Annotated in this window: 22 protein-coding genes; 7 read left to right on the top strand and 15 right to left on the bottom strand. The window is 67.5% G+C overall.

The features are described 5' to 3' along the window. The first annotated feature begins 163 nt into the window (after positions 1-163). Entirely contained in the window at positions 164-409 is a 246-nt protein-coding gene (locus tag ABGB14_RS43700) for a hypothetical protein (protein WP_347649781.1), read from the top strand. A gap of 1,020 nt (positions 410-1,429) precedes the next feature. Then, the gene (locus ABGB14_RS43695) at positions 1,430-2,125 is read left to right on the top strand and encodes a DUF6461 domain-containing protein (RefSeq protein WP_347649780.1); all 696 of its coding nucleotides are present in this window, start codon (positions 1,430-1,432) and stop codon (positions 2,123-2,125) included. A gap of 195 nt (positions 2,126-2,320) precedes the next feature. Here ABGB14_RS43695 and ABGB14_RS43690 read toward each other — a convergent pair whose 3' ends face one another. The 7 genes from ABGB14_RS43690 to ABGB14_RS43660 form a co-directional block, all read right to left on the bottom strand. Next, positions 2,321-2,638, bottom strand: a complete 318-nt coding sequence (locus tag ABGB14_RS43690) for a hypothetical protein (protein ID WP_347649779.1) — start codon at positions 2,636-2,638, stop codon at positions 2,321-2,323. A 104-nt stretch (positions 2,639-2,742) separates the two neighbouring features. Beyond that, positions 2,743-2,910: a hypothetical protein gene (locus ABGB14_RS43685; RefSeq protein ID WP_347649778.1), complete on the bottom strand. Its 168-nt coding sequence runs from the start codon at positions 2,908-2,910 to the stop codon at positions 2,743-2,745. 109 nt (positions 2,911-3,019) lie between these two features. Continuing rightward, entirely contained in the window at positions 3,020-4,198 is a 1,179-nt protein-coding gene (locus ABGB14_RS43680) for a glycoside hydrolase family 99-like domain-containing protein (RefSeq protein WP_347649777.1), read from the bottom strand. Beyond that, positions 4,195-4,983 (bottom strand): carbohydrate ABC transporter permease, encoded by a 789-nt coding sequence (locus ABGB14_RS43675; RefSeq protein WP_347649776.1) that lies wholly within the window; start codon positions 4,981-4,983, stop codon positions 4,195-4,197. The genes ABGB14_RS43680 and ABGB14_RS43675 overlap by 4 nt, the downstream gene beginning before the upstream one ends. Next, a complete protein-coding gene (locus ABGB14_RS43670; RefSeq protein WP_347649775.1) occupies positions 4,984-5,832 on the bottom strand; it encodes a sugar ABC transporter permease in 849 nt (282 codons plus the stop codon). It lies immediately after the preceding gene. Beyond that, entirely contained in the window at positions 5,829-7,139 is a 1,311-nt protein-coding gene (locus tag ABGB14_RS43665; RefSeq protein WP_347649774.1) for an extracellular solute-binding protein, read from the bottom strand. Before ABGB14_RS43665 ends, ABGB14_RS43670 begins: the two co-directional genes overlap by 4 nt. 33 nt (positions 7,140-7,172) lie before the next feature. Continuing rightward, on the bottom strand, positions 7,173-11,195 hold the full coding sequence (locus tag ABGB14_RS43660; RefSeq protein ID WP_347649773.1) for a discoidin domain-containing protein: 4,023 nt from the start codon (positions 11,193-11,195) through the stop codon (positions 7,173-7,175). 202 nt (positions 11,196-11,397) lie between these two features. Between ABGB14_RS43660 and ABGB14_RS43655 the strand changes: the two genes are divergently transcribed. Next, positions 11,398-12,210, top strand: a complete 813-nt coding sequence (locus ABGB14_RS43655) for an AraC family transcriptional regulator (RefSeq protein WP_347649772.1) — start codon at positions 11,398-11,400, stop codon at positions 12,208-12,210. A gap of 227 nt (positions 12,211-12,437) precedes the next feature. Here ABGB14_RS43655 and ABGB14_RS43650 read toward each other — a convergent pair whose 3' ends face one another. Next, positions 12,438-13,058 (bottom strand): hypothetical protein, encoded by a 621-nt coding sequence (locus ABGB14_RS43650; protein ID WP_347649771.1) that lies wholly within the window; start codon positions 13,056-13,058, stop codon positions 12,438-12,440. 1 nt (position 13,059) lies between these two features. Here ABGB14_RS43650 and ABGB14_RS43645 point away from each other — a divergent pair, with 1 nt between their 5' ends. Continuing rightward, complete coding sequence (locus ABGB14_RS43645; RefSeq protein ID WP_347649770.1) at positions 13,060-13,656, top strand: hypothetical protein; 597 nt, start codon at positions 13,060-13,062, stop codon at positions 13,654-13,656. Between the two features lie 33 nt (positions 13,657-13,689). Here the strand turns inward: ABGB14_RS43645 and ABGB14_RS43640 are convergent, their stop codons facing one another. Together ABGB14_RS43640 and ABGB14_RS43635 are read right to left on the bottom strand one after the other, a co-directional pair. Continuing rightward, a complete protein-coding gene (locus tag ABGB14_RS43640) occupies positions 13,690-14,502 on the bottom strand; it encodes a hypothetical protein (RefSeq protein ID WP_347649769.1) in 813 nt (270 codons plus the stop codon). Then, positions 14,499-14,999 carry a SigE family RNA polymerase sigma factor gene (locus tag ABGB14_RS43635; RefSeq protein ID WP_347649768.1) on the bottom strand — a complete coding sequence of 167 codons (501 nt, stop codon included), beginning with the start codon at positions 14,997-14,999 and terminating at the stop codon, positions 14,499-14,501. The genes ABGB14_RS43640 and ABGB14_RS43635 overlap by 4 nt, the downstream gene beginning before the upstream one ends. Before the next feature lie 156 nt (positions 15,000-15,155). On the opposite strand from ABGB14_RS43635, the gene ABGB14_RS43630 reads away from it, so the two are divergent. Beyond that, positions 15,156-15,785 carry a DJ-1/PfpI family protein gene (locus ABGB14_RS43630; RefSeq protein ID WP_347649767.1) on the top strand — a complete coding sequence of 210 codons (630 nt, stop codon included), beginning with the start codon at positions 15,156-15,158 and terminating at the stop codon, positions 15,783-15,785. Positions 15,786-15,896: 111 nt separating this feature from the next. On the opposite strand, the gene ABGB14_RS43625 is transcribed toward ABGB14_RS43630, so the two are convergent. The 4 genes from ABGB14_RS43625 to ABGB14_RS43610 form a co-directional block, all read right to left on the bottom strand. Beyond that, positions 15,897-16,469: a TIGR03086 family metal-binding protein gene (locus ABGB14_RS43625; RefSeq protein ID WP_347649766.1), complete on the bottom strand. Its 573-nt coding sequence runs from the start codon at positions 16,467-16,469 to the stop codon at positions 15,897-15,899. Next, positions 16,456-16,938: an SRPBCC family protein gene (locus tag ABGB14_RS43620; RefSeq protein ID WP_347649765.1), complete on the bottom strand. Its 483-nt coding sequence runs from the start codon at positions 16,936-16,938 to the stop codon at positions 16,456-16,458. The genes ABGB14_RS43625 and ABGB14_RS43620 overlap by 14 nt, the downstream gene beginning before the upstream one ends. Continuing rightward, positions 16,871-17,269 carry a metalloregulator ArsR/SmtB family transcription factor gene (locus tag ABGB14_RS43615; RefSeq protein ID WP_347649764.1) on the bottom strand — a complete coding sequence of 133 codons (399 nt, stop codon included), beginning with the start codon at positions 17,267-17,269 and terminating at the stop codon, positions 16,871-16,873. Before ABGB14_RS43615 ends, ABGB14_RS43620 begins: the two co-directional genes overlap by 68 nt. A gap of 169 nt (positions 17,270-17,438) precedes the next feature. Further along, positions 17,439-18,335 (bottom strand): hypothetical protein, encoded by an 897-nt coding sequence (locus ABGB14_RS43610; protein WP_347649763.1) that lies wholly within the window; start codon positions 18,333-18,335, stop codon positions 17,439-17,441. A gap of 151 nt (positions 18,336-18,486) precedes the next feature. Here ABGB14_RS43610 and ABGB14_RS43605 point away from each other — a divergent pair, with 151 nt between their 5' ends. Both ABGB14_RS43605 and ABGB14_RS43600 read left to right on the top strand, forming a co-directional pair. Then, positions 18,487-18,990 carry a SigE family RNA polymerase sigma factor gene (locus ABGB14_RS43605; protein ID WP_347649787.1) on the top strand — a complete coding sequence of 168 codons (504 nt, stop codon included), beginning with the start codon at positions 18,487-18,489 and terminating at the stop codon, positions 18,988-18,990. Beyond that, on the top strand, positions 18,977-19,735 hold the full coding sequence (locus ABGB14_RS43600) for a hypothetical protein (protein WP_347649762.1): 759 nt from the start codon (positions 18,977-18,979) through the stop codon (positions 19,733-19,735). Before ABGB14_RS43605 ends, ABGB14_RS43600 begins: the two co-directional genes overlap by 14 nt. 48 nt (positions 19,736-19,783) lie before the next feature. Here ABGB14_RS43600 and ABGB14_RS43595 read toward each other — a convergent pair whose 3' ends face one another. Next, positions 19,784-20,500: a class I SAM-dependent methyltransferase gene (locus ABGB14_RS43595; protein ID WP_347649761.1), complete on the bottom strand. Its 717-nt coding sequence runs from the start codon at positions 20,498-20,500 to the stop codon at positions 19,784-19,786. Between the last annotated feature and the right edge of the window lie 9 nt (positions 20,501-20,509).

Here is a 20,509-nt window from a genome sequence, read left to right as displayed (position 1 = left end):
CAGGACCATTCCCGGCTCCCCCGAAACGCGCCACCCACAAACGACGCATCAGGAGAAACCCGAACACGGCACCGGTGTCAAGCATGTCCTGGGACTCGAGTGTCAAGCATGTCACGGGACAGGACAGCGGGAGATCCTTGCTGCTCGTGGGATCGATGTCTAGGTGTTCAAGCTCAACATCGATCCCGTAGCCGAGGAACAGATCGCTGCGCTACCCGATCACGCACTGCATCCGCTCGCGGAACTGTTCGCGCTGCCGGAGACCGCTCCTTGGAGTGGAGACCCGTACAACTTCAAGAACCCAAGGGCGAACATGCTTACGCACGCGTTCGGAGAACGTGGTCTCGCCACCTATGTGGTCCTGGACCGGCAGCGCGAGGTCTATCTTGTTCGCATCGAATGGCCATAGGTTCGTGCCCGTTGCGTCCCCGTTCGCAGAGCGATCAATGGGGAGTCACGGGAATTCACGGTCACTCAACCCTTGGCAGGTCGGCCAGCAGCACGCGACCGAGACACCGCGTAGGAGGTAATGCGGCGTCATCATGACGACGGCATCGCATGTGGAGCGGGTGACGGGAATCGAACCTGGCAGTATCGGCAGGGGAGGGAGACGCCATGAACTTCGATCGGATCACCGTCGAACCTGACAAGCGCAGGCGCTTGAGTACGCAGCGGCGTCCACGAATGTCCACTTCTACCGTCTCCGAGAGCCAGCGTGAACTTCCTGGTCGATGAGACCTCGCCCCGAGCGCTGAGCTGCTGACCGAAGCGGCCACGACGCCGTCCATGTACGCGATCTCCAGGTAACGAGCGCGCCCGACACCACGCTCATGTAACTCGCTGCTGCGGATGGCCGGATCGTCATCTCCGCCGACACCGACTTCGGCGCGCTCCTGGCCTATGCCCGCGCGACGCCGTGACTGTTTCCGGACTGGTTCGATCTTCGCAGGCCACGGGCTATTAGCTCGTGATCATCCTGCCGGTCACGTGCTTCGAGTTGCCGATCGTCGATGTTGGTGATCGCCTCACCGGCTCCTCTGACCGCGTGCTGGTAGATCGTCGCCGGTCGGAACCCGGTGAATCCAGGGCCGAGGGCCTGCTCAATCGCGCGTGTCGTAAGCACGAGTGGGGGCGTGGCCTCCGTCATGGCCGATGGTGTGGACATTCGCGTCGCCCACGATAATCGGCAAGGCTCGTCTACGCCCCTTCGGACTATCGAGAGGTCTCTGTGCCGGAATTCTCAGAGAAGGCCGGGCAAGCTGTCGCTCGGGTCGATGCCCTCCACCAGCCGGGCACGATTCTCCAGCTGCGCCCATGCTCTCGCCATGTCAGGAGCACGCGAAAGCCCCGCGGCTGCGACGACTGCACGTTCGATCACATTCAGACCTGTCCCACCTGTCGTATGTGGCCGTGTCCCACGCATCTGGCCTTGTACGACGAGACGGAAGAAGACTGCGGTCACCGACTTCCTGCCGATCCGGTCACCGACGGAACAAACCATCGCTCCGAGGGATCGGTGATCGTCGCCGGTGAACGTGCAGCGACCACGGACGTCTACGGATGGTGGAGTCAGTCTCCATGGGCGCCGGCGGCGTTTTGCCTCACCTTCATCGCCGGCCTCGCGCCTGAAGAGGTCCTGAACCGACTGGGACTCATCGAGGACCCCGAACAGGAAGGTCCCGCAACCGTCGAAGTCGGCTGTGCTCCCGGTGGATCGATCATGGTGGAGCACGGCCATGCAGGGATCTTGCGCGAAGTGGTGCACACCCTCTCGCGAGGTACGTCGATCGCCAGCGTTGAGCGCAACGTCAACTATCACTCCCACTTCGTCCATGCCGTAGACGGCGACGTCATCGAGCGCCTTGACCCGATGTACGCCCACTGGAGCGACAGCACCGACCCCGAACGGCTCAAACGGGACCTCGAAGAACTGGGCATGCTCTGGGACCTCGACCCGGACCCCGACATCTTCCCGCCTTACATCGAGGGAGCTTTGGCGCTCGCCGAACGACGTACCGGTGTTCGGCTGGAGCCCCGCCACCTCCAGCCCGGGGCCTTGCCTCACCGAGCATCCATCGCTCGCTACTACGCGAGCCCCGCGGACGCATTTCCAGAGCTTGCTTGACAGCCTGCCGATGCCCAAGTTCAGGCCGCTCCTATTGCAGGGTGCCCAGTTGCGGTTCTAGTTGCGGTTCCACGCCCTCCAGAGGCGTTCCTGAGCGACCGCGCACCCCTCCTGGCCTGCATTGGCCTGCCCGGAACGGCACGAACCGCTCGTGATCCGTAGGTTCGGTTTCAAGCCGCCGACAATGCGGCCTCACTACGATCCGCGGGTGCGTCGGCGCACCAGGATGATCAGCCCCATCTGGATGACAAGTAGCACCAGCGCGACCAGCCCCGACGCGGCGGTCGTCTCTTCCTCGGAAAACCCGCCAACACACTCCGTTATGTTGCCGCCCTCATAGGAAAAGGCGCAGTCGTGCCCAAGGATCATGGCAACGATGAACCAGTTGGCAAGCAGAAGAGGGATCGCGCCCAGGACAATGAGCAGTGTGATGTGGCTCGCTTTGCCACCTGCCGAGCCCATCTTCGCCGCAACAGGTTCGAGACGTTCGCCTACATCGGAATCACGACTCACTCCGAACACATAAGCATGGGCAAGCGATCATCACAAGCTGACAGCGCGGATTCTATTCTCGTCACCCGCTCCGATCGCCGGGGGTGACAAGTCTCGCCAGTGGGTCATGGGCACTGCGCGCCGAACTTCTGGCGCGCGTACCGCTGATCGGGGTCTGTGAACTCCATGCCGTTCTCATCGAGAGCGTTGTAGATCGTCACTCGGCCGTCCGGGAAGAGGAATCCGACAGCCACCATCCCTATCCACGTCGGAAGCTCCACGGCCTCGAACATCTGATGATCATGACAGGACCGCGTCGCCGCCTTCCGTGAGGGCGACGTCAACAGTTGCGGTGATGGGTCCCAGCGCGTTCGCCCCGTGCCGGCTGGTGCTGTTCGCCCCTCAAGAAGATCCGCGGTTCGCCCGCGGCCCGAACACGCGCAGGACGGCTTCGAGCCGAGCGAACCCGTCGACCTCGTCGGGGAGGAGGTAGGACCCCTCGGTCCACTCGTTCCACGCGTTGATCGTCAGTTCGCGGTAGTCGTACCCGGACGCTGAGATGAAGCTCTTCGCCAGGCGGAGGCCGTGTTCGAAGTCGGCCGGGGTGGCCTGCCAGACCGGTGTGTACGGCAGGTCGTCACGGGAGAATTCGGCCTCGGCCGCGACCCGGGCGGAGGCGTCCCAGCCCGCGGTGGCGTTCGGGTGGAACGGGACACCCAACCGTTTCCTGTAGCCGTCGTACTCCAGGAACGCGGCGGCGGCGACCTCACGCCAGGTGTCGGCGAAAGGGAAGGGGTGCTGGGCCGAATCCGCGTGGTGGATCCAGACGTAGGAGCTCGCCGACCTGAATCCCAGCTCCCGAATCAGCTTCTCGGGCGCGGCGATCGGAATCTCCGCGGGAAGCACCGCGAACCCCCAGACCACGGCGTCGAAATGCACGCCCGGATGGCCGGACTCGCGCGCGAGTCCGTCGAACCAGTTCAGTGCGTCGGCGGCCTCCCTTACGCCGCCCAAGCCGCGGATCAGCGCACCCACCTCGTAGATCGAGAAGCGTGGCCGTCCGTGGACGCGGGTGTAGTGCGGCCGCCAGAAATAGCGGTCGACCACATGTCGTGCCATCCGCTCGAAGGCGGCACGGCCGATCGCACCCCGCTTCAGCGTGCGGGGCATCGTGGTGAGGTCCCGCCGCGGAAAGATGTCGAGCAGGTCGTGGTTCGCCCACATCAGCGAGAACTCGACCCGCTCCGGGTTCGGCGCCCCGAGGAATCCTTCATCGAGCGCTCGCTGGAGGTAGGGGCCGTCGTCGTACCAGTAATAGTCGAAGATGAACCCGTCGATCCCGAACCGGTCGGCGAGTTCGATGGAGGACTGGGCGACCGCGGGGTCGGCTTCGTCCTGGTGGCCGAGCAGCGGCACCTTCGGCTGGAGGTGCTCAGGAAAACGGGGGACAGCGGCGCGCACCAGGTGCCACTCGTCCCAGCCCTCGCCGAACCAGGCGGCATTGCGCGCGTCGGCGTGGTAGTCGGGAAAGTAGTACGCAAAGATCTTGGGGCGGTCGGCCTGCCGTGCCCGATCGGTCATTTGACGGCCCCGCCGGTCAGACCTCTGCGGAAGGTCCGCTGCAGCGCCAGGTAGACGGCCACGATGGGCAGGCTGATCAGGACATTGGCCGCGAAGACCTTGGGGGTGTCGACGAGTCGCTGGCTCTGGAAATAGGTGGGCACCTGGGTCACAACCTTGAGATCAACGTCCTGGAGGAAGAGCAGCGGCAGCAGATACTCGTTCCATGCCGCGAGAAAGCTGAAAATTGCTATCACCGAGAGCACCGGGCGGCAGATCGGCACCACGATGCTCACCAGGGTCCTGAACGAGCCGCTGCCGTCGAGTTTCGCGGCCTCGAAGATCTCGACCGGTATCGCGCGGATGTAGTTCCCGCCGACGAGCACTCCGAACGGGATGGACAACGCCGTCAACGGGATGATCACCGCCCAGTAGGTGTCGAACAGCCCGAAGGTCTGGACGAGAGAGAACACCGGCACCGCCAGCGCGATCGCCGGCATGGACAGGCCGGCGAGGACGAGCACGGTGATCAGCGATGCGCCCCTGGGCCGGAGCACGGATGTCGCGTAGGCGGCGGCCATGGCCATGATCAGGACGAGCGCCACGGTCACGACGGCGATCACGAGGCTGTTCGACAGGAACCGGAGGAACGGCGTGGTGCCGACGATGACCACGAAGTTGCGCCAGCCCTCCCCGCCGAAGGACAGCCGGACGATCAGGGCGAGCGGGGCGGCGAGGATCACGACACAGATCGCCAGCACGATCTGGCTCACGACCCGCCCCAGGATCGATTGCTGGGCGAACACTCAGCTCACCGCCCGCTGGGCGAGCCGGACCTGAAGGACCGCGAACAGCAGCGCGACCAGGACCAGCACCATCGACAGCGCCGCGCCGTAGCCGGCGTGGAACTGGTTGATCACCTGCTTGTAGATGTACGTGCTGAGGAACTCCGTCTCGACACCAGGACCGCCGCCGGTGGTCAGGAACACGATGTCGAAGGTCTTGAGCGCGCTGATCACCCCGAGCACGACGAGCACGAGGTGGGAACCGGAGACGAGCGGCGCGACGACGCGCCGAAGCAGCTGTGCCGTACCGGCGCCGTCGAGCCGGGCGGCCTCGATGACGGAAGGGTCGATCTGCGAGATCGCCGCGTCGTAGATGACGAAGCTGTACCCCGTGTACTGCCAGATGTTGATCGCGATGATGGTCATCAGCGCCGTCCGGGGGTCGGCCAGCCAGGCGTGATCCAAGGCCAGCAACTGGTTCACCTCCCCGTCCGGCGAGAGCAGCAGCCGGAAGGAGGTCGCCACGATCGCCGGGGAGATCACCACCGGCACGAAGATCAGGGTTCGCAGGATCCCGCCGCCCGACGTCCGCGTGCGTACGAGGACGGCCAGGAGAAACCCGAGGACCATCTGGATCCCGACGGTCGCGACGGCGAACAGCAGGGTGTTGCGCGCCGCCGTCCAGAAAACGGGATCGGTGGCAAGCGCGAGGTAGTTGCCGGCGCCGACCCCGGTGTGCCGTGGTGACACCCCGTTCCAGTCCCACGTCGAGTACATGGCGTTCGCCGCGATTCCGTAGTGCACGACTCCGGAGACGAGCACGAGGGCGGGTAGCGCGTAGAGGTAGGGGCCCCAGTTCCTTGCCGTCATCGGGTGAGGGAGGACGACACGCCCTGCACCGCGGCGAGGGCTTCGGCGGGCTCGGCCGTTCCCGCCGCCACCTCCGACAACGCTCGGGCGAGCGCGGTTTCGAGGTCGGGGTAGGGGATCTGCCGGTACCCGATCAGGCTGGTGAGCGTCTTCTGCTGTCGTTCGATGTCGTCCACCTGGCTGGAGTCGACGACATCCGAGGTCGACACCGGCACGCTCAGCAGCGCCGGGAAGTTTCCGACTGCCGCCTGGATGGTCTGGCCCTCGGTGTCCGAGAGGAAGGACACCAGCTTCCACGCGGCGTCCCTGTCCGCGCTCTGGCTGCTGATGGCCCAGCCGTTGTCCGGGCCGCCGAAGGCCGCGGTGGGCGCCAGCCCGGTGGCGGCGCCGGGGAACGGTGCGGACAGGAAGACGCTCTTGATCGGTGCCGACACGGTCTGCTGGGAGACCTTGAGCCCGGTCCTGGTCATGGTGCCTGGGGTGTTCCACGTGCCGAGCGCGATGAACGCGGCTTTTCCTTCGAGGAAGGGTGAGAACGCGTCGGGATACTCCGCTTTCGCCGTCGCGCCCGAGGAGATGACGCCGTCGGTGAACAGCGACCGCCACGCCTGCATGGCCTGGAGGAACTCGGGGCCGGTCCAGTCGGCCTTGCCGGCGATGGCGTCGTACACGATGCCGGGCTTGACGCTGTTGATCAGCGAGAGGTAGACGTCCAGGTTCGCCCAGGCGTCCTTGGCTCCGTGCGCGAGGCAGTCGTACCCGGCTGCCTTGATGGTCTTGCAGGTGGCCTTCCACTCGGCCAGGTCCTTGGGGACTTTCGTCCCGGTCTTCTCCAACAGGCCGGAGTTGTAGTAGATCAGCCCGGCGGCGCTCATGTAGGCGGGAAGCGCTGCCTGCCTGCCGTTCGCGGCCAGCTGGTCGACACCGAGCTCGTTGAACCTGTCGCGCCAGCCGGCTCCCCACTGCTTCTCGGCGAGCGGCCCGAGGTCCTCGACGAGGTCGCCGTAGTTGGCCACGGTGGCACCGGGTGCGAGTTGCAGGACGTCCGGTCCCTTGCCCGACGTGAGTGCTGAGCGCAGGTTGTTCAGGTAGTCGGCGTTGGAGTAGGCGGTGAACTCGACCTTGATCCCGGGGTTCGCCTTCTCGAACGCCGCGATCGTCCTCTCGTGCTCGCCGGCGTTCCATGCCCACCATTTGACGGTGGTGTCACCTGGCGGCGAGCCGGAGCCGCCGCAGGCCGCCGCGGCCAGTGCCACGGCCAGGGCCGTCACGGCGAGCCTGAAGCTGCTGGGTGTTGTCCTTGGCATGATGTGCTCCTCTTGGGCGCGGACGCCTGCGGTCTAGCCGGCCAGCAGTTCGACGCTGTCGACGTGGAAGCTTCCGCCGCTGTCGCCCTCTTCGGGGTCGAGCCGGATCTGTCGCAGGACGCCGTTCCAGCCGCTGACCTTGCTCATGTCGAGCCGGTACGTCACCGGCCCGGTGGCGCCGGTATCGAGGGGGATCCTGACGCTGTTGGCCTCGCTGAAGCCGGAGTCGGCCTCGGTCGTGAAGTAGAGGGTTCCGTGCGTCGCGGTCGTGTCGACGGCCATCCGGATCGCCACGGTCTTGAGGCCGGTGAGGTCCACCCACAACCCGTGCGGCGAGAAGAACTGGGGGTCAGGCCCGGTGATCGTGCCGCCGACCCCGCCGTCGCGCCAGGCGAATCCGTCGATGTGGCCGGGCTCGCCCCATCCTTCCGCGCTCTCGTCGAACGTCCACGAGCGCTGAGGGTTGAGCGTGGTGAGGACGAAAGGTTCGACCCGTACCGCGTCCAGGTACACGTTCTCGCCCTTCGCCGCACCGACCAGTTCCACGCTCAGCCGGTCCAGGAGGCCCTGCCAGCCGGGCACACCGTCCATGGTGACCTGGTAGGTCTTGAAGGCGTCGTCGTGCGCGGTCAGTTCGAACTCGGCCGAGCCTCGTGACGCGTCCTCGGGTTCCGCCCCCGTGGTGAAGCGGATCACGCCACGGCGTGCCGACGAGTCGTTGCGTACCCGCAAGGTCACGGTGTCGGCGTTGGTGAGGTCGGAACGCAGACCGGCGGGCGAGGTCACTGCGCCGCCATCGGCAGGCAGGCGGATCGAACCGTCCCGCTGCCAGGTCATGCCTGCGGCGGTCCATCCTTCCGCGTCCTCGACGAAGTGCGCGGAGTACACCGCGTGGTCCGGCGCGAGGCGCACGTGTCCGAGGTCCAGGCGGCCCTTCCCCGCCGAGATCCCGACCCCGACCTGGCGCACCGTTCCCGACCAGCCCGGCGCGTCCGTCATGTCGATGACGTGACTTCTGGCTGCTGTTCCCGGGGCCAGGCGGAAGGTGCGGCGCCCGGTCACGGTGCGATGGTCGGGGGTCACCGCGGTGTAGTCGATGTACGCCTCGCGCGCGTCGGTGCGGTTGCTCATCTCGACCAGGACGGACCGGAACCTGTCCGCATCGACGTGGAGATCGCCGGGGGAGCGCAACACCGACTCCGTGGCGCCGAGGTCGCCGCCGATCGTGCCCTGCTCCGACCACTCGACCTCGCCGCTCAGCCCGGCGCCTGACCAGCCGTCGGCGCCGTTCGCGAACTCCCACGAGGTGCCGGATGGCTTCGGCGGAGATTCGCGATGCGCTGAGACCTCGAGTTCGGCGATCTCAGGAGGTCCGCCGGTCGTTCCCTTGACCAGCAACTGGAGGGCGTCGGCGCGGATCGTGCCGAGGTCGATGGCGCCGGCGGCCGGCTTCCCGCCACGGTGGACGACGCGCCATCCGTCTCCGTCGGGCACGCGCACCTCGAACGACGTCACGGTCGCCCCGGCCGCTCTGGGCACCACTTCCACCCGGTCGAACCTGACCGTCCTGCCGAAGGAGAGGGTGACGGAGTCGCCCGACTCCTTGGTGCCCCGCCAGTACGTCCCCACGCGGCCGTCGTTCACCTGGCCGGCGTTGGTGGCGAACCACCTCGCCGGGGAGAAGGAGGATGCGGTGGCGTAGGCGGTCGCGGACGGGGTCGCCGGGTCGGGTCCGCCGCCACGGCCGGCGGCGCCGACGCCGTACTCGAAGGCGTCGTGGTAGTAGGTCCCGCTCTGGGCCCGGAACACGACCATGATCTCGTGGTAGTCGTCCGGCAGGCCACGTACCTCGAAGACGGTCTGCCTGGACCGCGGCTGCGAACTGTACAGGTTCACCATCCCTTGCGACAGTCCGTTGACGAACACCTCGGCTTCGGTGCCCTGCGGACCTGTCGGGGCGACCCAGCGGACGGCGTTGCCGGTGAAGCCGGCTCTGATGAACGTCCGGTAGAAGCCGCTCGCCCCTCCTCCTGGGTTGAACAGGGAGCTGTAGGAGCCGCCGGAGGCGGCCCGGTCCGGCACGACCACCCAGTCACTGGCGTGTGGCGTCACGGAGGTCTCGTAGTCCGTCGTCCGGTCGTCGTTCTCGATCCGGTACCACCCGGAAGGCCTGGCCGGCGCCTTGTCCACGGCCGGCGGCCCGTCGAGCGGCTGCGCGCTCGGATGGTCGCCGGTGTCGTACAGGTAGCCGAACCGGCCGTCAGGCGCGGCGTCACCGGAGACGTACGCGTCGGCAGGGTCGTCGCTCTGCTGGTTGTCCCACCACTTGAAAGCGAGCCGCAGCGGATCCGCGCCGGCGGTGAGGTCCGCCCGCGGCACCGCGAGCATCAGCTCGCCGCCGTCGGCCGTGAACGAGATCGAGCGGACAGCCGTCCACCCGCCGCCGGTGAACCGTTCGAGCCGGGCTCCGCCGGCTTCGCTCCACCGCACCCGCAGGTCGTAACCGGACCAGCCGTTGGCCTTGCCGGAGTCGACGTCCAGGTACAGCGTCATCCAGTTCCCGCCGGAGATCGGCGTCAGGTGTTCGCCCGTCCTGGCGTAGAAGTAGACGTTCGCGGTGTCCCTGGCGACCTTGGCGGAGACGATGTCGTTGCGGCCCGTACGGTTGACGTAGGTCCGCGCGTCGGTGCCCGGATGGTCGCGTGGCGCGGTGTCGCCCCGGTGGTCGGCGTACTCGGGGGAGACCCCGCGCCACTGGCCGAATCCGCGCCGCAGGTCGATGGTCCGCTCGGCGCCGGTGTCCGCCGGCGGATCGACGCCCTTGTAGCGGCGGATGTTGTCGACCAGCTGCAGATAGTAGTTGTCGCCGTAGCCGCCGGCCATCGGCGCCAGGTCGCGGCTCCACCGGGTGTTGACCACGTCGTAGAAGACGAGAGGACTCTTCGGGTCGGCCGCCCAGTTTCCGGCGATCCATTCGTTCCACTCCAGGACGAGGATCGTCTCGGGATCTTGCGCGATCGCGTGGTCCCACTGTTCCTGGAAGTTGTGGCCGTGGAGCTCCGCTCCGGGCGACTCGTCCTCCGCGCCGTCATGGAAATTACGGCTGAGCGACGCCCTGTCGTCGAGCTCGTACCACGCGGTGTAGCTGAAGATCGACGAACTGCCGGAGTTCTGTGCCGGGGACACGGCCATCTGCTCAAGGTTTCCGTCGGCGTCACGGTTGCCACGCTGCGGGCGGTCGAAACTGATCCAGTCCCAGCCGTCGGCGGGCTGCTGCGGCTCGTTGGGCCACTGAGCGTAGCGGAAGGTGAAGAAGTCCTGGACGGTCCGGGACGGGTCGCTGCCCATGATCAACGGCCTGCCGTCCCAGCGGAACCACGTGCTGGGATACCGGTGCGGCGCGTCGTCGGCGTAGAACGTCCGGTAGATCTCGTCCATGTTGCGGGTGGAATCGGTGTGCGTCATGAAGACCACCTGCGGTGCCCGCACGCCCTGGGCCTGCAGTTCGACGATCGTCCGCATCAGCAGGATCGCCTGCGGCTTGTAGATCTCCCAGTTCGAGGTGTCGAGCACCAGGTAGTCGACCTGGGCGGCGGCGAGGAGTTGGAGGTCGCGGCGCACCACCCAGGCGTCGTCGCTGCGGAAGTAGCCCCACAGCGGCTCGCCCCAGTAAGCGAAATGGTTGGGGTCGGGGAAGGCTCCGCTGTCCGGCCTCTTCCAGGCGAGCGGGTCCTTGGCCAGCGTGGCGTTGTTGTCGAAGACGTTCTTGTAGTCACGCATGTCGTTCGAGCCGTGCCACAGCACGTAGAAGACGCCGACCGAGCGGTCGCGGCGCGGAGCGGGAGCGGTGGTGTGATCGCTCAGCCGGCGGCCGAGCGCATCGGTGGCCACCAGGGGACCGCCCGCCGCCATCAGGTCGGTGGTCGTGGCCGGGCTCTCTCGCGCCTCTTCCACGGTGACCGTCGTGGCATTCGCACCACCACCTGGTACGGCGAGCGCGACCGCGACCACGGCCGCGACGCGCGCCAGGTTTCTCCGTAAGCCGAGCGTCTTCACCGCGACCTCCCTGTTCGGGCCCGACCAAAGGGTGGTTTTCGGCCCCAACTTGCACGTAACGCGCATGCTATTGACATCGTGGTGCGTGGGCTAGCAGGATCCCGTCCTGAAATAGCACGATCTGACCAGTGGAGTCGCGATCAACCGATACCGTCGAGGCCAGGCCCTGCCGGAGTCGGGGCCGGCGGTCGCCGCGGAACTCATGGACGGCCTCCCCGGGGTCGGCCCGCACAGCCACGAGTTCATCGAGATCGTGGTCGTCGAGAGCGGCCAGGCACGCCACGAGACCCAGCTGGCCAGCCGTACGGTGGGCCGCGGATACTGCGCGGTGCTCAGGCCGGGCCATTGGCACAGCTGGCGTGACTGCCGCGCACTCCGGGTGTGGAACATCTACCTCGGCACCGAGTCGCTCCACTCGGCCCTGCGGTGGCTGCGCGACTCGCCGGAATGCAGCAGCCTGATCAGGCCGCCCGCACCGGGTCGCGTCGTCGAACGGCAACTCGACGACCCCACGCTGGTAGACGTCACCAGGTGGTTGCGCGAGGTGCCACCTCGCGACGCGCCCGGCAGCATCACGTACGCGTCCAGGCGGGTCGGCCTGCTGACGGCCGTACTCGGCGCCCTCTCCACGGCGTCAGGGCCTGACGGGCCCGCCCTCCATCAGCAGCAGCCCGCGCAACTGCCCGCGGCGATCACCGACACGCTGCGGCTGCTGGAATGTGACGTGGCCAGACAGTGGACCCTCGGCGACCTCGTCGAGGCGTCTCACCTGTCGGCGTCCCACCTGTCCAGACTGTTCCTCCAGGCCACCGGCATGTCACCGATCGCGTACCTCGCCCGGCTCCGCGCCGAGCACGTCGCCGCCGATCTCATCAACAGCGACGACCCGATCAGCGAGATCGGCCGCCGGTACGGCTGGCCGGACCCCAACTACCTCAGCCGCCGATTCCGCCAGGTCTTCGGCATATCCCCCCGGGACTTCCGCCGGCGCTACGGCGGTGCCGTCCACTCATAGGGGCGGGACAGGTGCGGGAGAAGCGGCAGATCCGGTTCCCCTTCATCCGGTCAGCGAGGATCCGACAAAGGGGCCTGGCCGTGTAGCGAAGTTTGTCGTGGAGTCGTTGTCGGCCCGGCGCAGCCGAGCGTTCCCTCTCCTTCGGCAACCCGACCCCCACGTGCTCGACTCGTTGGCCGGTCATCGGCTGAGCCAGGGAAGCGCGGGGCGCCGCTCGGGGCCGCACATCATGCAAAAGCCGCCAGGATATCCATCGTGCCGTCCTCCGAGTCACTGATCCTCAGGTAGACCGTGTGACCGTCCCGCTCGGTAGTTACGCCGTCGAGCCCGTCGACGCAAAGGGCGCACCCATCCTGTGGTCCGTCGATTCGATCCCACCCCTTGGCGAGAAACTTCTCGAATATCTGCTCGCTAGTCATCGTACGGCGTGCTCTGAAGACAAGGAACCCGCCACTTCCGGACTCGCAGTCGTCATCCTCCATGACGGTCTCAGCAACAGCTTTCGGGAGAAGACCTGGAACGATTCGCTTCAGTTCGTTGATGTCCTGCTTCGCCCGCGCTTGGCACAACGCGCCGCAGCCGGTCATTGCGCCAGCTAAGAAGATGCCCACTGCCAAGGCTGCACAGGTTCTCGCCAGGCCATTCATAGTCTTTGGCTCCGAACACTCGCGGGGCGGTGACAGCAGGAAAAGGAAATCGCCTTCTCGGAGGCGATCGCCTGCACGCTTGTTGAAGGTATCGAAGGGGATGGTACGGGCGACAGCGCCAGTTTGCCGCGACGCGAAGCACCGTCCTGCCACACCGGCAGAGCGGGCGCCCATCCTGGCATCTTCTGTGACAATCAGCACCGTGATCGATCATTACCGCAACCTCTTCGACTGGCACCAGTGGTTAGAGCAGGCGCTCTGCTGGACTGTCGTGCAACCCCTGGACGAAGAGACCACAGTGGACGACCTCCTGCGGCGGCTGAACGGAGGCCGCGAGCCCCGACAACGCACCATGGAACATCCCACGGAGGTGGCCTGGAGGGAGGATCTGCCGGTGCTCTTCGCCTTCGAGGGCGAAGGAACCTACGGTTTCCTGGAGTTCAGCTACGGCTACGCCACACCCGATCACATCCTCGTCGAACTCAGCAAGACGTCACGGGTATGGATGACGACCTGGCACACCTTCGGGGGATATACGATCCTCAACGCAGCCGAGGGCGAGATCAGGGCACGAATGGGCTACTTCATCTTCGCCGAGCACCGCATCCAGCAGGGCGACCCCGACATCCTGGCCGATTTTCTGCCCATGCTCGACAGCCTCCACCCGGAGGACTATCGCGGCAAGCTCAGTGCGGCATTCGCCTTCATCGAGGCAGCCACCGGCATGCGCCTTGAAAGCGAATGGCTGGATGTGGAAGAGGCGCCCGTCATCATCCTCGACAACTGGAACGAGGAGTGAACTCCGCCGACAGGACATAGCGCCCTCGCGCGCTCAGGACCGGTCGACGTCTCCCGAGGGCCCGGAAGCGTCAGGGGTCGCCGGGGTCGCGGCGGCCGGGTGGTCGTAGAGGCCGACCGCCCACTCGCCGGGCCGCTCGCCGACCTCCGCAGAGAGGCGTTCGAGCACGTCCGGGCGGGAGAGGGCGCGCGCGGCCGCCCGCTCGTCGCACGTCGGCGACTTCGTGAACTGCCGGCAGCGGCCGAGCTCCTCGGTGACCTTGACGACGGGGGCGTCGGCGGGGAAGACCCACACCTGTATCGTCTGCGGGCCCTTGAGCCAGCCGGAGGGGGCGGAGAGCCGGTCGTGGTGGCCGCCCACTCCGTCTCCGCATCGCCAGGAGGTGCCGCCCGCTTCACCGCCCTTGTGCGAGATCGAGACGACGACCCAGGCCTGGGGATCGGCGCAGACCACCTTGTAGCCGGTGGAGAGACTTGTCGGTGTGAACGTCACGGTCCGGCCGACGCCCGTCGTACCGAAGCGCTGGGAGTGGATGAGGGAAAGGGCGAACCTCTCGGCTCCCAGCACAACGGGGAAGCTCTCGGGCAGTTCCGGGGGCGGCTCGATCCGCGCCGAGCTGGGCGGCTGGGCCACCACGGCCCGGTCCGGCCGGACGGGCCCCGTCAGCAGGACAGCGGCGGTCGCGGTGACGGCGAGCGCCGCCCCGACGCTCAGCGCGCGCCGGGTCCGGCGCGTCCGGCGGCCTCGGCGGACGATGGCGTCGAGGTTGGGGACCGGTTCCCTCCCTGTCGTGTCGTGGGCGTGCCTGTCCAGGAGCGTGCGCAGGTTGCTCTCCGTGTGCCTCATCGGTGGAGCTCCTCCAGGTTCATGGTGCGGATGTCCGGATCGACCCGGAGACGGGTCAGGGCCCTGCTGAGCTGGCTCTTGACCGCGCCCAGCGAGCAGCCGACCATGTCGGCGACCTGGGTGAGCGTCCGCCCTTCGAAGTAGTGCAGGATGATCACCGCCCGCTGGCGTGGTGACAGGGTGCCGATGGCGTTCCACAGCGCCGCCTGGTCGTCCACGGCGGCGGCGTGGTCATGCGGGTCGGCCGTCTCGGGCAGGGTTTCGACCGGCAGCTCGCCGCGCCACAGCCGCCGCCACCAGGTGGCGTGGGTGTTCACGATGATGCGATAGACGTACGGATCGGGGTTGCCTTCGATCCGCCGCCAGGCCACCCAGGCCTTGGCCAGCGCTGTCTGCACCAGGTCCTCGGCCGTGCCCCAGTCACGGGCAAGGAGGTACGCCATCCGGCACAGCCGTAGATGGCGGTGCGCCACGTACTCGGCGAACCCGTCGTCCATCAGTCATCTCCGTCTCGTCGTCTCCGGCGATGACTACTACCTGGCGGGCACGTTCGGATGACAGGCGTTCATGGTGTGGCGCGGCAGCTCCACGCGCGGGAACGACAGGGAATACGGCACCGACGTAGCATTGTCGAGCTGACCGGAGGAGTCATCGTGCGTATCGCCATTCCGCTGTTTGATCGGTTCACGGCCCTTGACGCAGTCGGCCCGTACGAGGTGCTCAAGTTTCTCCCTGACGCCGAGATCGTGTTCGTCGCCGAGAAACCGGGGCCGGTGCGAGATGTGCCCAAGTGGCTGGCCATCAGCGCCGACGCGGCGTTCGCCGATGTCGACTCCTGCGATGTGCTGCTCGTTCCAGGGGGACCAGGCGCTCGAGGCCTCCTCCAGGACGACGATCTCCTCGGCTGGATCCGTCGAATGCACGAAGGGAGTGTCTGGACCACCTCCGTCTGTACAGGCTCACTGCTGCTGGCCGCGGCGGGGCTGCTCGATGGTCTCTCCGCGACGACGCACTGGGCGGCAGTCGACGTCCTGGAGTCGTACGGAGCTGCCTACACCCCCGAGAGAGTCGTGTTCCAGGAGAAGATCGTGACCGCTGCGGGGGTCTCGTCGGGCATCGATATGGCCCTCACCCTGGCGGCGCGGATCGCTGACCAGACCACGGCCGAGTCGATCCAGCTCGCCATCGAGTACGACCCTCAGCCACCTTTCGACGCGGGCTCCCCTGCCAAGGCTCCCCAGGCCGCCAAGGATCTTCTCGCCAGGGGGATCGGAAGCCGCTGACCCGCGCTCGCCGCTGGACGCCTGTGGCTTCGGCGTCCGGGCAGGTTGAGCGGGCAGGTTGAGAGCGTCCGGGCAGGTTGTGGGTGTCCGGTCAGGTGGAGGGTGTCCGGATCACTGTCCCTGCCAGAACGGGTCCCGGCCGATGAAGCCCACCAGCCTGGTCTGTACGTCCGAGCCGGCGGGCACCTCGACCCGGGCGCCGTACTGGCCGGAGGAGCGGAGAACCTCCTCCATCTGCTCCATCCCGTCGAGGAGCTGGGCGCAGAAGCCGGGGTCCAGCCGGTCGTCCTGGCCGGTTGCCCTGGACAGGTCCCAGGTGTGCATGAACACGTCAGCGGTGTAGAACTGGTCGATCGCGGTCGCCAGGGGCAGGGTGCCGATGTGCGGGTTGGTGAATTTGCGGTGCTCGGTCTCCGGATCGTCCAGCACCGCCTGCACAGCGTCGCTGTGCAGGTGCCACGCGGCGACCGGGTCCTCGTCCACCGAGGGTCCGCGGCGCAGTTCGATGCCGGCGCCGGAGGCCAGGAACCCGGGGAACCACTCGGTCAGGTGCCGGACGATGTCGCGGGCGGCCCAGCCGGCGACCGGGGACGGCACGTCCCACGACGTGGTGGCGCGGACCCGGTCGGTGAACAGCCCGGCGATCTGCCGGTGTCGCTCGGCGGGGTGGTCAGACAGAGCCATCGATGATCATCCTCTCCAGCTTGGCGTAGCCTTCGCTGACACCGACCTCCATACCGCTGCGCAGCCACGCGTCGCGGCCCTCGAAGCTGTCGACCAGCGACTGCGACCGCAGCCGCGTCCGGCCGTCGCCCAGGTCCTCGAACCGCAACGTCTCCAGGGCGACTCCGTCGGGGTCGCCCTCGAAGGTGAAGGTCTGCACGATGCGGTCCGGCCGTACCTCGTGGAAGCAGCCGCGGAACCCGTATTCCGTGCCGTTGTGCTCCGAGACGTAGCGCCAGCTGCCGCCGGTGTGCGCGTCCCAGTGCTCGATCCGGGTGGCCGTGTCGTCGGGGCCGACCCACCGGACGAACAGCGCGGGATCGGTGTGGGCGCGGAACAGCTGCTCGGGCGTTGCCGCGAAGTCACGAGTCGTCCGGATGATCGGCACCCCCGGGTCGGCTTCGATGGCCGTCTCCTTGGTCGTGCTCATGTGGTTGGTCTCCGTTCATTTCCGAGAGGACGGCGTCGAGGCGGCGGTAGCGCTGCTCGACGCGGCGGCGGTGGCGCTCGATCCAGGTGTCCATCAGGTCGAAGGCCTGGGCCTCCAAGCGCACCGGCCTGGGTTGGGGCCCGTGCGGCCGGCTGACGAGCCCGGCGTCCTCCAGCACCCGCAGGTGTTTGTAGACGGCCTGCAGCGTCATCTGGTACGGCTCGGCGAGCTGGCTCACGGTCGCGTCGCACTCCGAGAGCCGGGCCACCATGTCACGCCTCGTGGGATCCGCGAGGGCGGCGAAGACGCGCGACAGCGTGTCCGTGGTCATCGGCTCCTCTACTTTCAACTCAGTGGTTGAAACTGTAGGCCGATGGCCCCCCAGCCGTCAACCTCCAGGTTGAAAGCGCTGTTCGTGCCCGCCTTGCCGTGCCTCCTACAAGCGGCCCTACCCGGCTTCGGAGACGAGCTCCTGCTGAACGCGGGTGCCCGCCCGGGTGCTAGGGCAGGGCTGGGACTGCGGGTTGGGAGTTGGTCCAGCCGACCTTGACCAGCGTCTCGTTGTGCGTCTTGCCCGCGATCGTCTTGCCGTTGTGCGTGACCGTCTGGTCCCGTGACAGCAGCACCATCGTGCCGGTGTCGACGATCAGCCTGATCTCGGCCGAGCTCGTACCGCTCTTTCCCTTGCTCGTCCGGTCGATCACGACTGCGGCGCCGGATCTGCCCAGGGTGTCCTTCGCGTTGCCGCCGGCGCGGACGCCCGGCATCGTCAGCAGCGCCTGGTAAGCGGCGGAGCGGACCTCTTTCGGGGCGGGTATGGAGTGCAGGATCTCCGGCAGGGAGCTCGTGACCCAGCCGTCGATGGCGCCGTCCGGCACGCGGCTGACCTTGCCCGCCCTCTTGAGCCAGTCCTTCAGGATGTCCGGGTCGGCGGGCAGGCGCTGCACCTCGTCGTACGTCAGCCGCTGCCCCGCGAGCCGGAACGAGTTCTCATTCCGTACGGGGGTCACGCTGCCCTTGGCCGGTTCGGTGGACAGCTTCACGGTCTTGCCGTCGATCGACTCGCTCCACCTGGACGGGGAGCCGTCACGCCGCCACGCCTTCTTGTCCGCCGCGCTCCTCGGCAGCGTTCCGAGCTCGCGGAACCCGATCCACATCCTGCCGTCGGGCGCGTTCCAGTAGTCCGTGACCCGCCGCTGGACCAGAGAATAGGGGTCCGACCTGGAGCCGAACCGCCAGGCGTGGGTGGTGGTCATGAGCGCCCGAGAGTGCCAGTAGGCGCCCTCGGGCGGAGCCGCCGCGGCCGCCGCCGGCGCGCCCATGAGAGCGGTGGCGCCCACGGCCAGGCCGATGCCCAGGGAACTCAGCCGCCGGATCGGCGCGGTCGCGAACTTCATAGGGTTCCTCCGTGGATTCGATGTGACGATCTGAAATACGCCTGGGACCGCCCGAATGGTTGCCCGTGGACCTTTCCTCGCCGACGGGCAACGCTTGGACCGGCCGAGGCGTATTAGGAGGCGTGAAATCGGACAGACAGCCGTGAGCGGCATGGAGCACGACTTCGGCGCTTTCGTGGCCGCGCGCGCCACGAGCCTGCTGCGGGTCGCCTACCTCGCCTGCGGTGACGAGACAGAGGCCGAAGACCTGCTGCAGACAGCGCTGGAGCGTACGTACAGGAGCTGGGACCGGGTGCTCCACGACAGCCCCGAGCCCTACGTGCGCCGCGTCATCATCAACGCCGCCATCAGCCGCGCCCGCCGCCGAGCCATCCTCAACATCATCCCGATGCACAGCCCGCCGGAGAGAGCGGCCCGCGCGACCGACGTCGACCTGCGCCATGTGCTGATGGAGGCGCTGCGCGCCCTGCCGCCCCGGCAGCGCGCGGTGGTCGTCCTGCGGTACTGGGAGGACCTCAGCGAGACGCAGACCGCCGAGGTGCTCGGATGCTCGGTCGGCACCGTCAAGAGCCAGGCGTCGAAGGCCATGGCCAAGCTCCGCGCGGCGCTTGGCCGGGAACCAGTGGAAGGAGTGATCAGGAATGCCCACGCTTGAGGAGGAGATCCGCCAGATCATGGCGGACGAGACCGCGAGGCTGCAGGCCACGCCCGACCTGGCGGAGCGGGTCATGCGCTCCTCCCGCGGCAAGCGGAAGAGGACCAGGGCCGCGGCGCTGGCCGCGTCGGTCGCCGTCATCGCCGCCGCGCCCATCGGGTACGTGACCGTCGGCTCGGTGGCCACCACCGGGCGGCCGGAGCCCGCGATCTCCGCGGTGCCGGAGCCCACGACCTCCGCGACGCTGGAGCCGCCCGCCATCGACGACACCCCGCCGGCTCCCTCCCCGACGCCGGACTTCGGAGACCTGGGCGACGGGAAGGCGTTCGGGCATGTCAAGGTGGGCTACCTGCCCGAGCGGCTGAAATGGTCGAACTGGTCGCTGGACTTCGGCGACCGGTACACGACCTCGTACAACTTCGACGGCGACAAGAACGGCTTCTACTGCGTGCAGATCTACATGTACGAGGAAGCGGCCGTCCAGGAGGTCGACGACCGGATCAAGCAGTACCGCGACGAGGACGACGGTGAGGAGATCACCGTCGGCGACCGCACCGGCTACCTGGTCATCCAGGAGGTGGGTGAGGACGGCATGAAGGGCACCCCCACGCTCTTCCTCAGGATGGGCGACCGGCAGCGCGCCGAGATCATGTTCAGTCCCGTGTACGCCGAGGAGTTCTCCGGCGCCGAGGCCGTCAGCGCCGAGCTCAAGAAGATCGCGGAGGGGCTCACCTCGACCCTCTGACCTCCGCCGGGGCGGTAACACGTGATCAGGAGGTGGTGCCGCGATCGATCAGAACTGCTGGAGCCCGAGCCGCCAGGCGAGGAGCCCGTCAGGCGCGTCCGCCCGGACGAACCCCGCGCCGGCCAGTTCTGCCTCGATCACGTCCCGTACGGGCCGGTAGGCGTAGCCGGAGATCTCCTCCTCGCTGATGACCTTGTCGTTCTCCGTGACCCGGTAGACGTAGCGGGCCTCGCACCTCTCCCCGTCCGACTCGGTGATCTCCGACAGGACGGTGTAGGTGTGCCGGCCCACCTGACACGACTCCAGTTCCTCGAGCGGGCCGGGCGCGGGCGGGCCGCCGTCGCGCCAGGTGAAGACCAGGAGGCCGTCGGGTTCCAGCTGGGTCGCCAGCACCGGCCAGAGCCGCCTGCGGTACTCCGGATCCAGGGCGTACAGCACGTTGATCAACACCATGGCCTCGACCGGCTCGTCCAGGTCCACGCCCAGCGCGTCACAGGGCAACACGGTCACGCGCTTGAGCAGCTCCGGACGGGCGTTCAGCCGGGACAGCAACATCCCGCGCATCCCGGCCGAGGGCTCCAGCGCGAAGATCTCGGCCGGTGTCCAGTCGGCTATCGAGGTGGTGATCAGGCCGCTGCCCGCACCGATCTCCAGGATGCTCCGCCGGACCCCCGTGAGAAGCGAGGGGAGCTTCTCGCGGATGCCCGGCACATGCCCGTTCTCGTGGAACAGGTCATAGAAGGGGAGGGAGACGAAGTCGGTCATGGCAGGCAA

The organism is Nonomuraea sp. B10E15 (assembly GCF_039871615.1).
GTDB lineage: Bacteria > Actinomycetota > Actinomycetes > Streptosporangiales > Streptosporangiaceae > Nonomuraea.
Note: the sequence above shows the minus strand (reverse complement) of the source record. Positions and strands in the feature narration are given on the sequence as shown.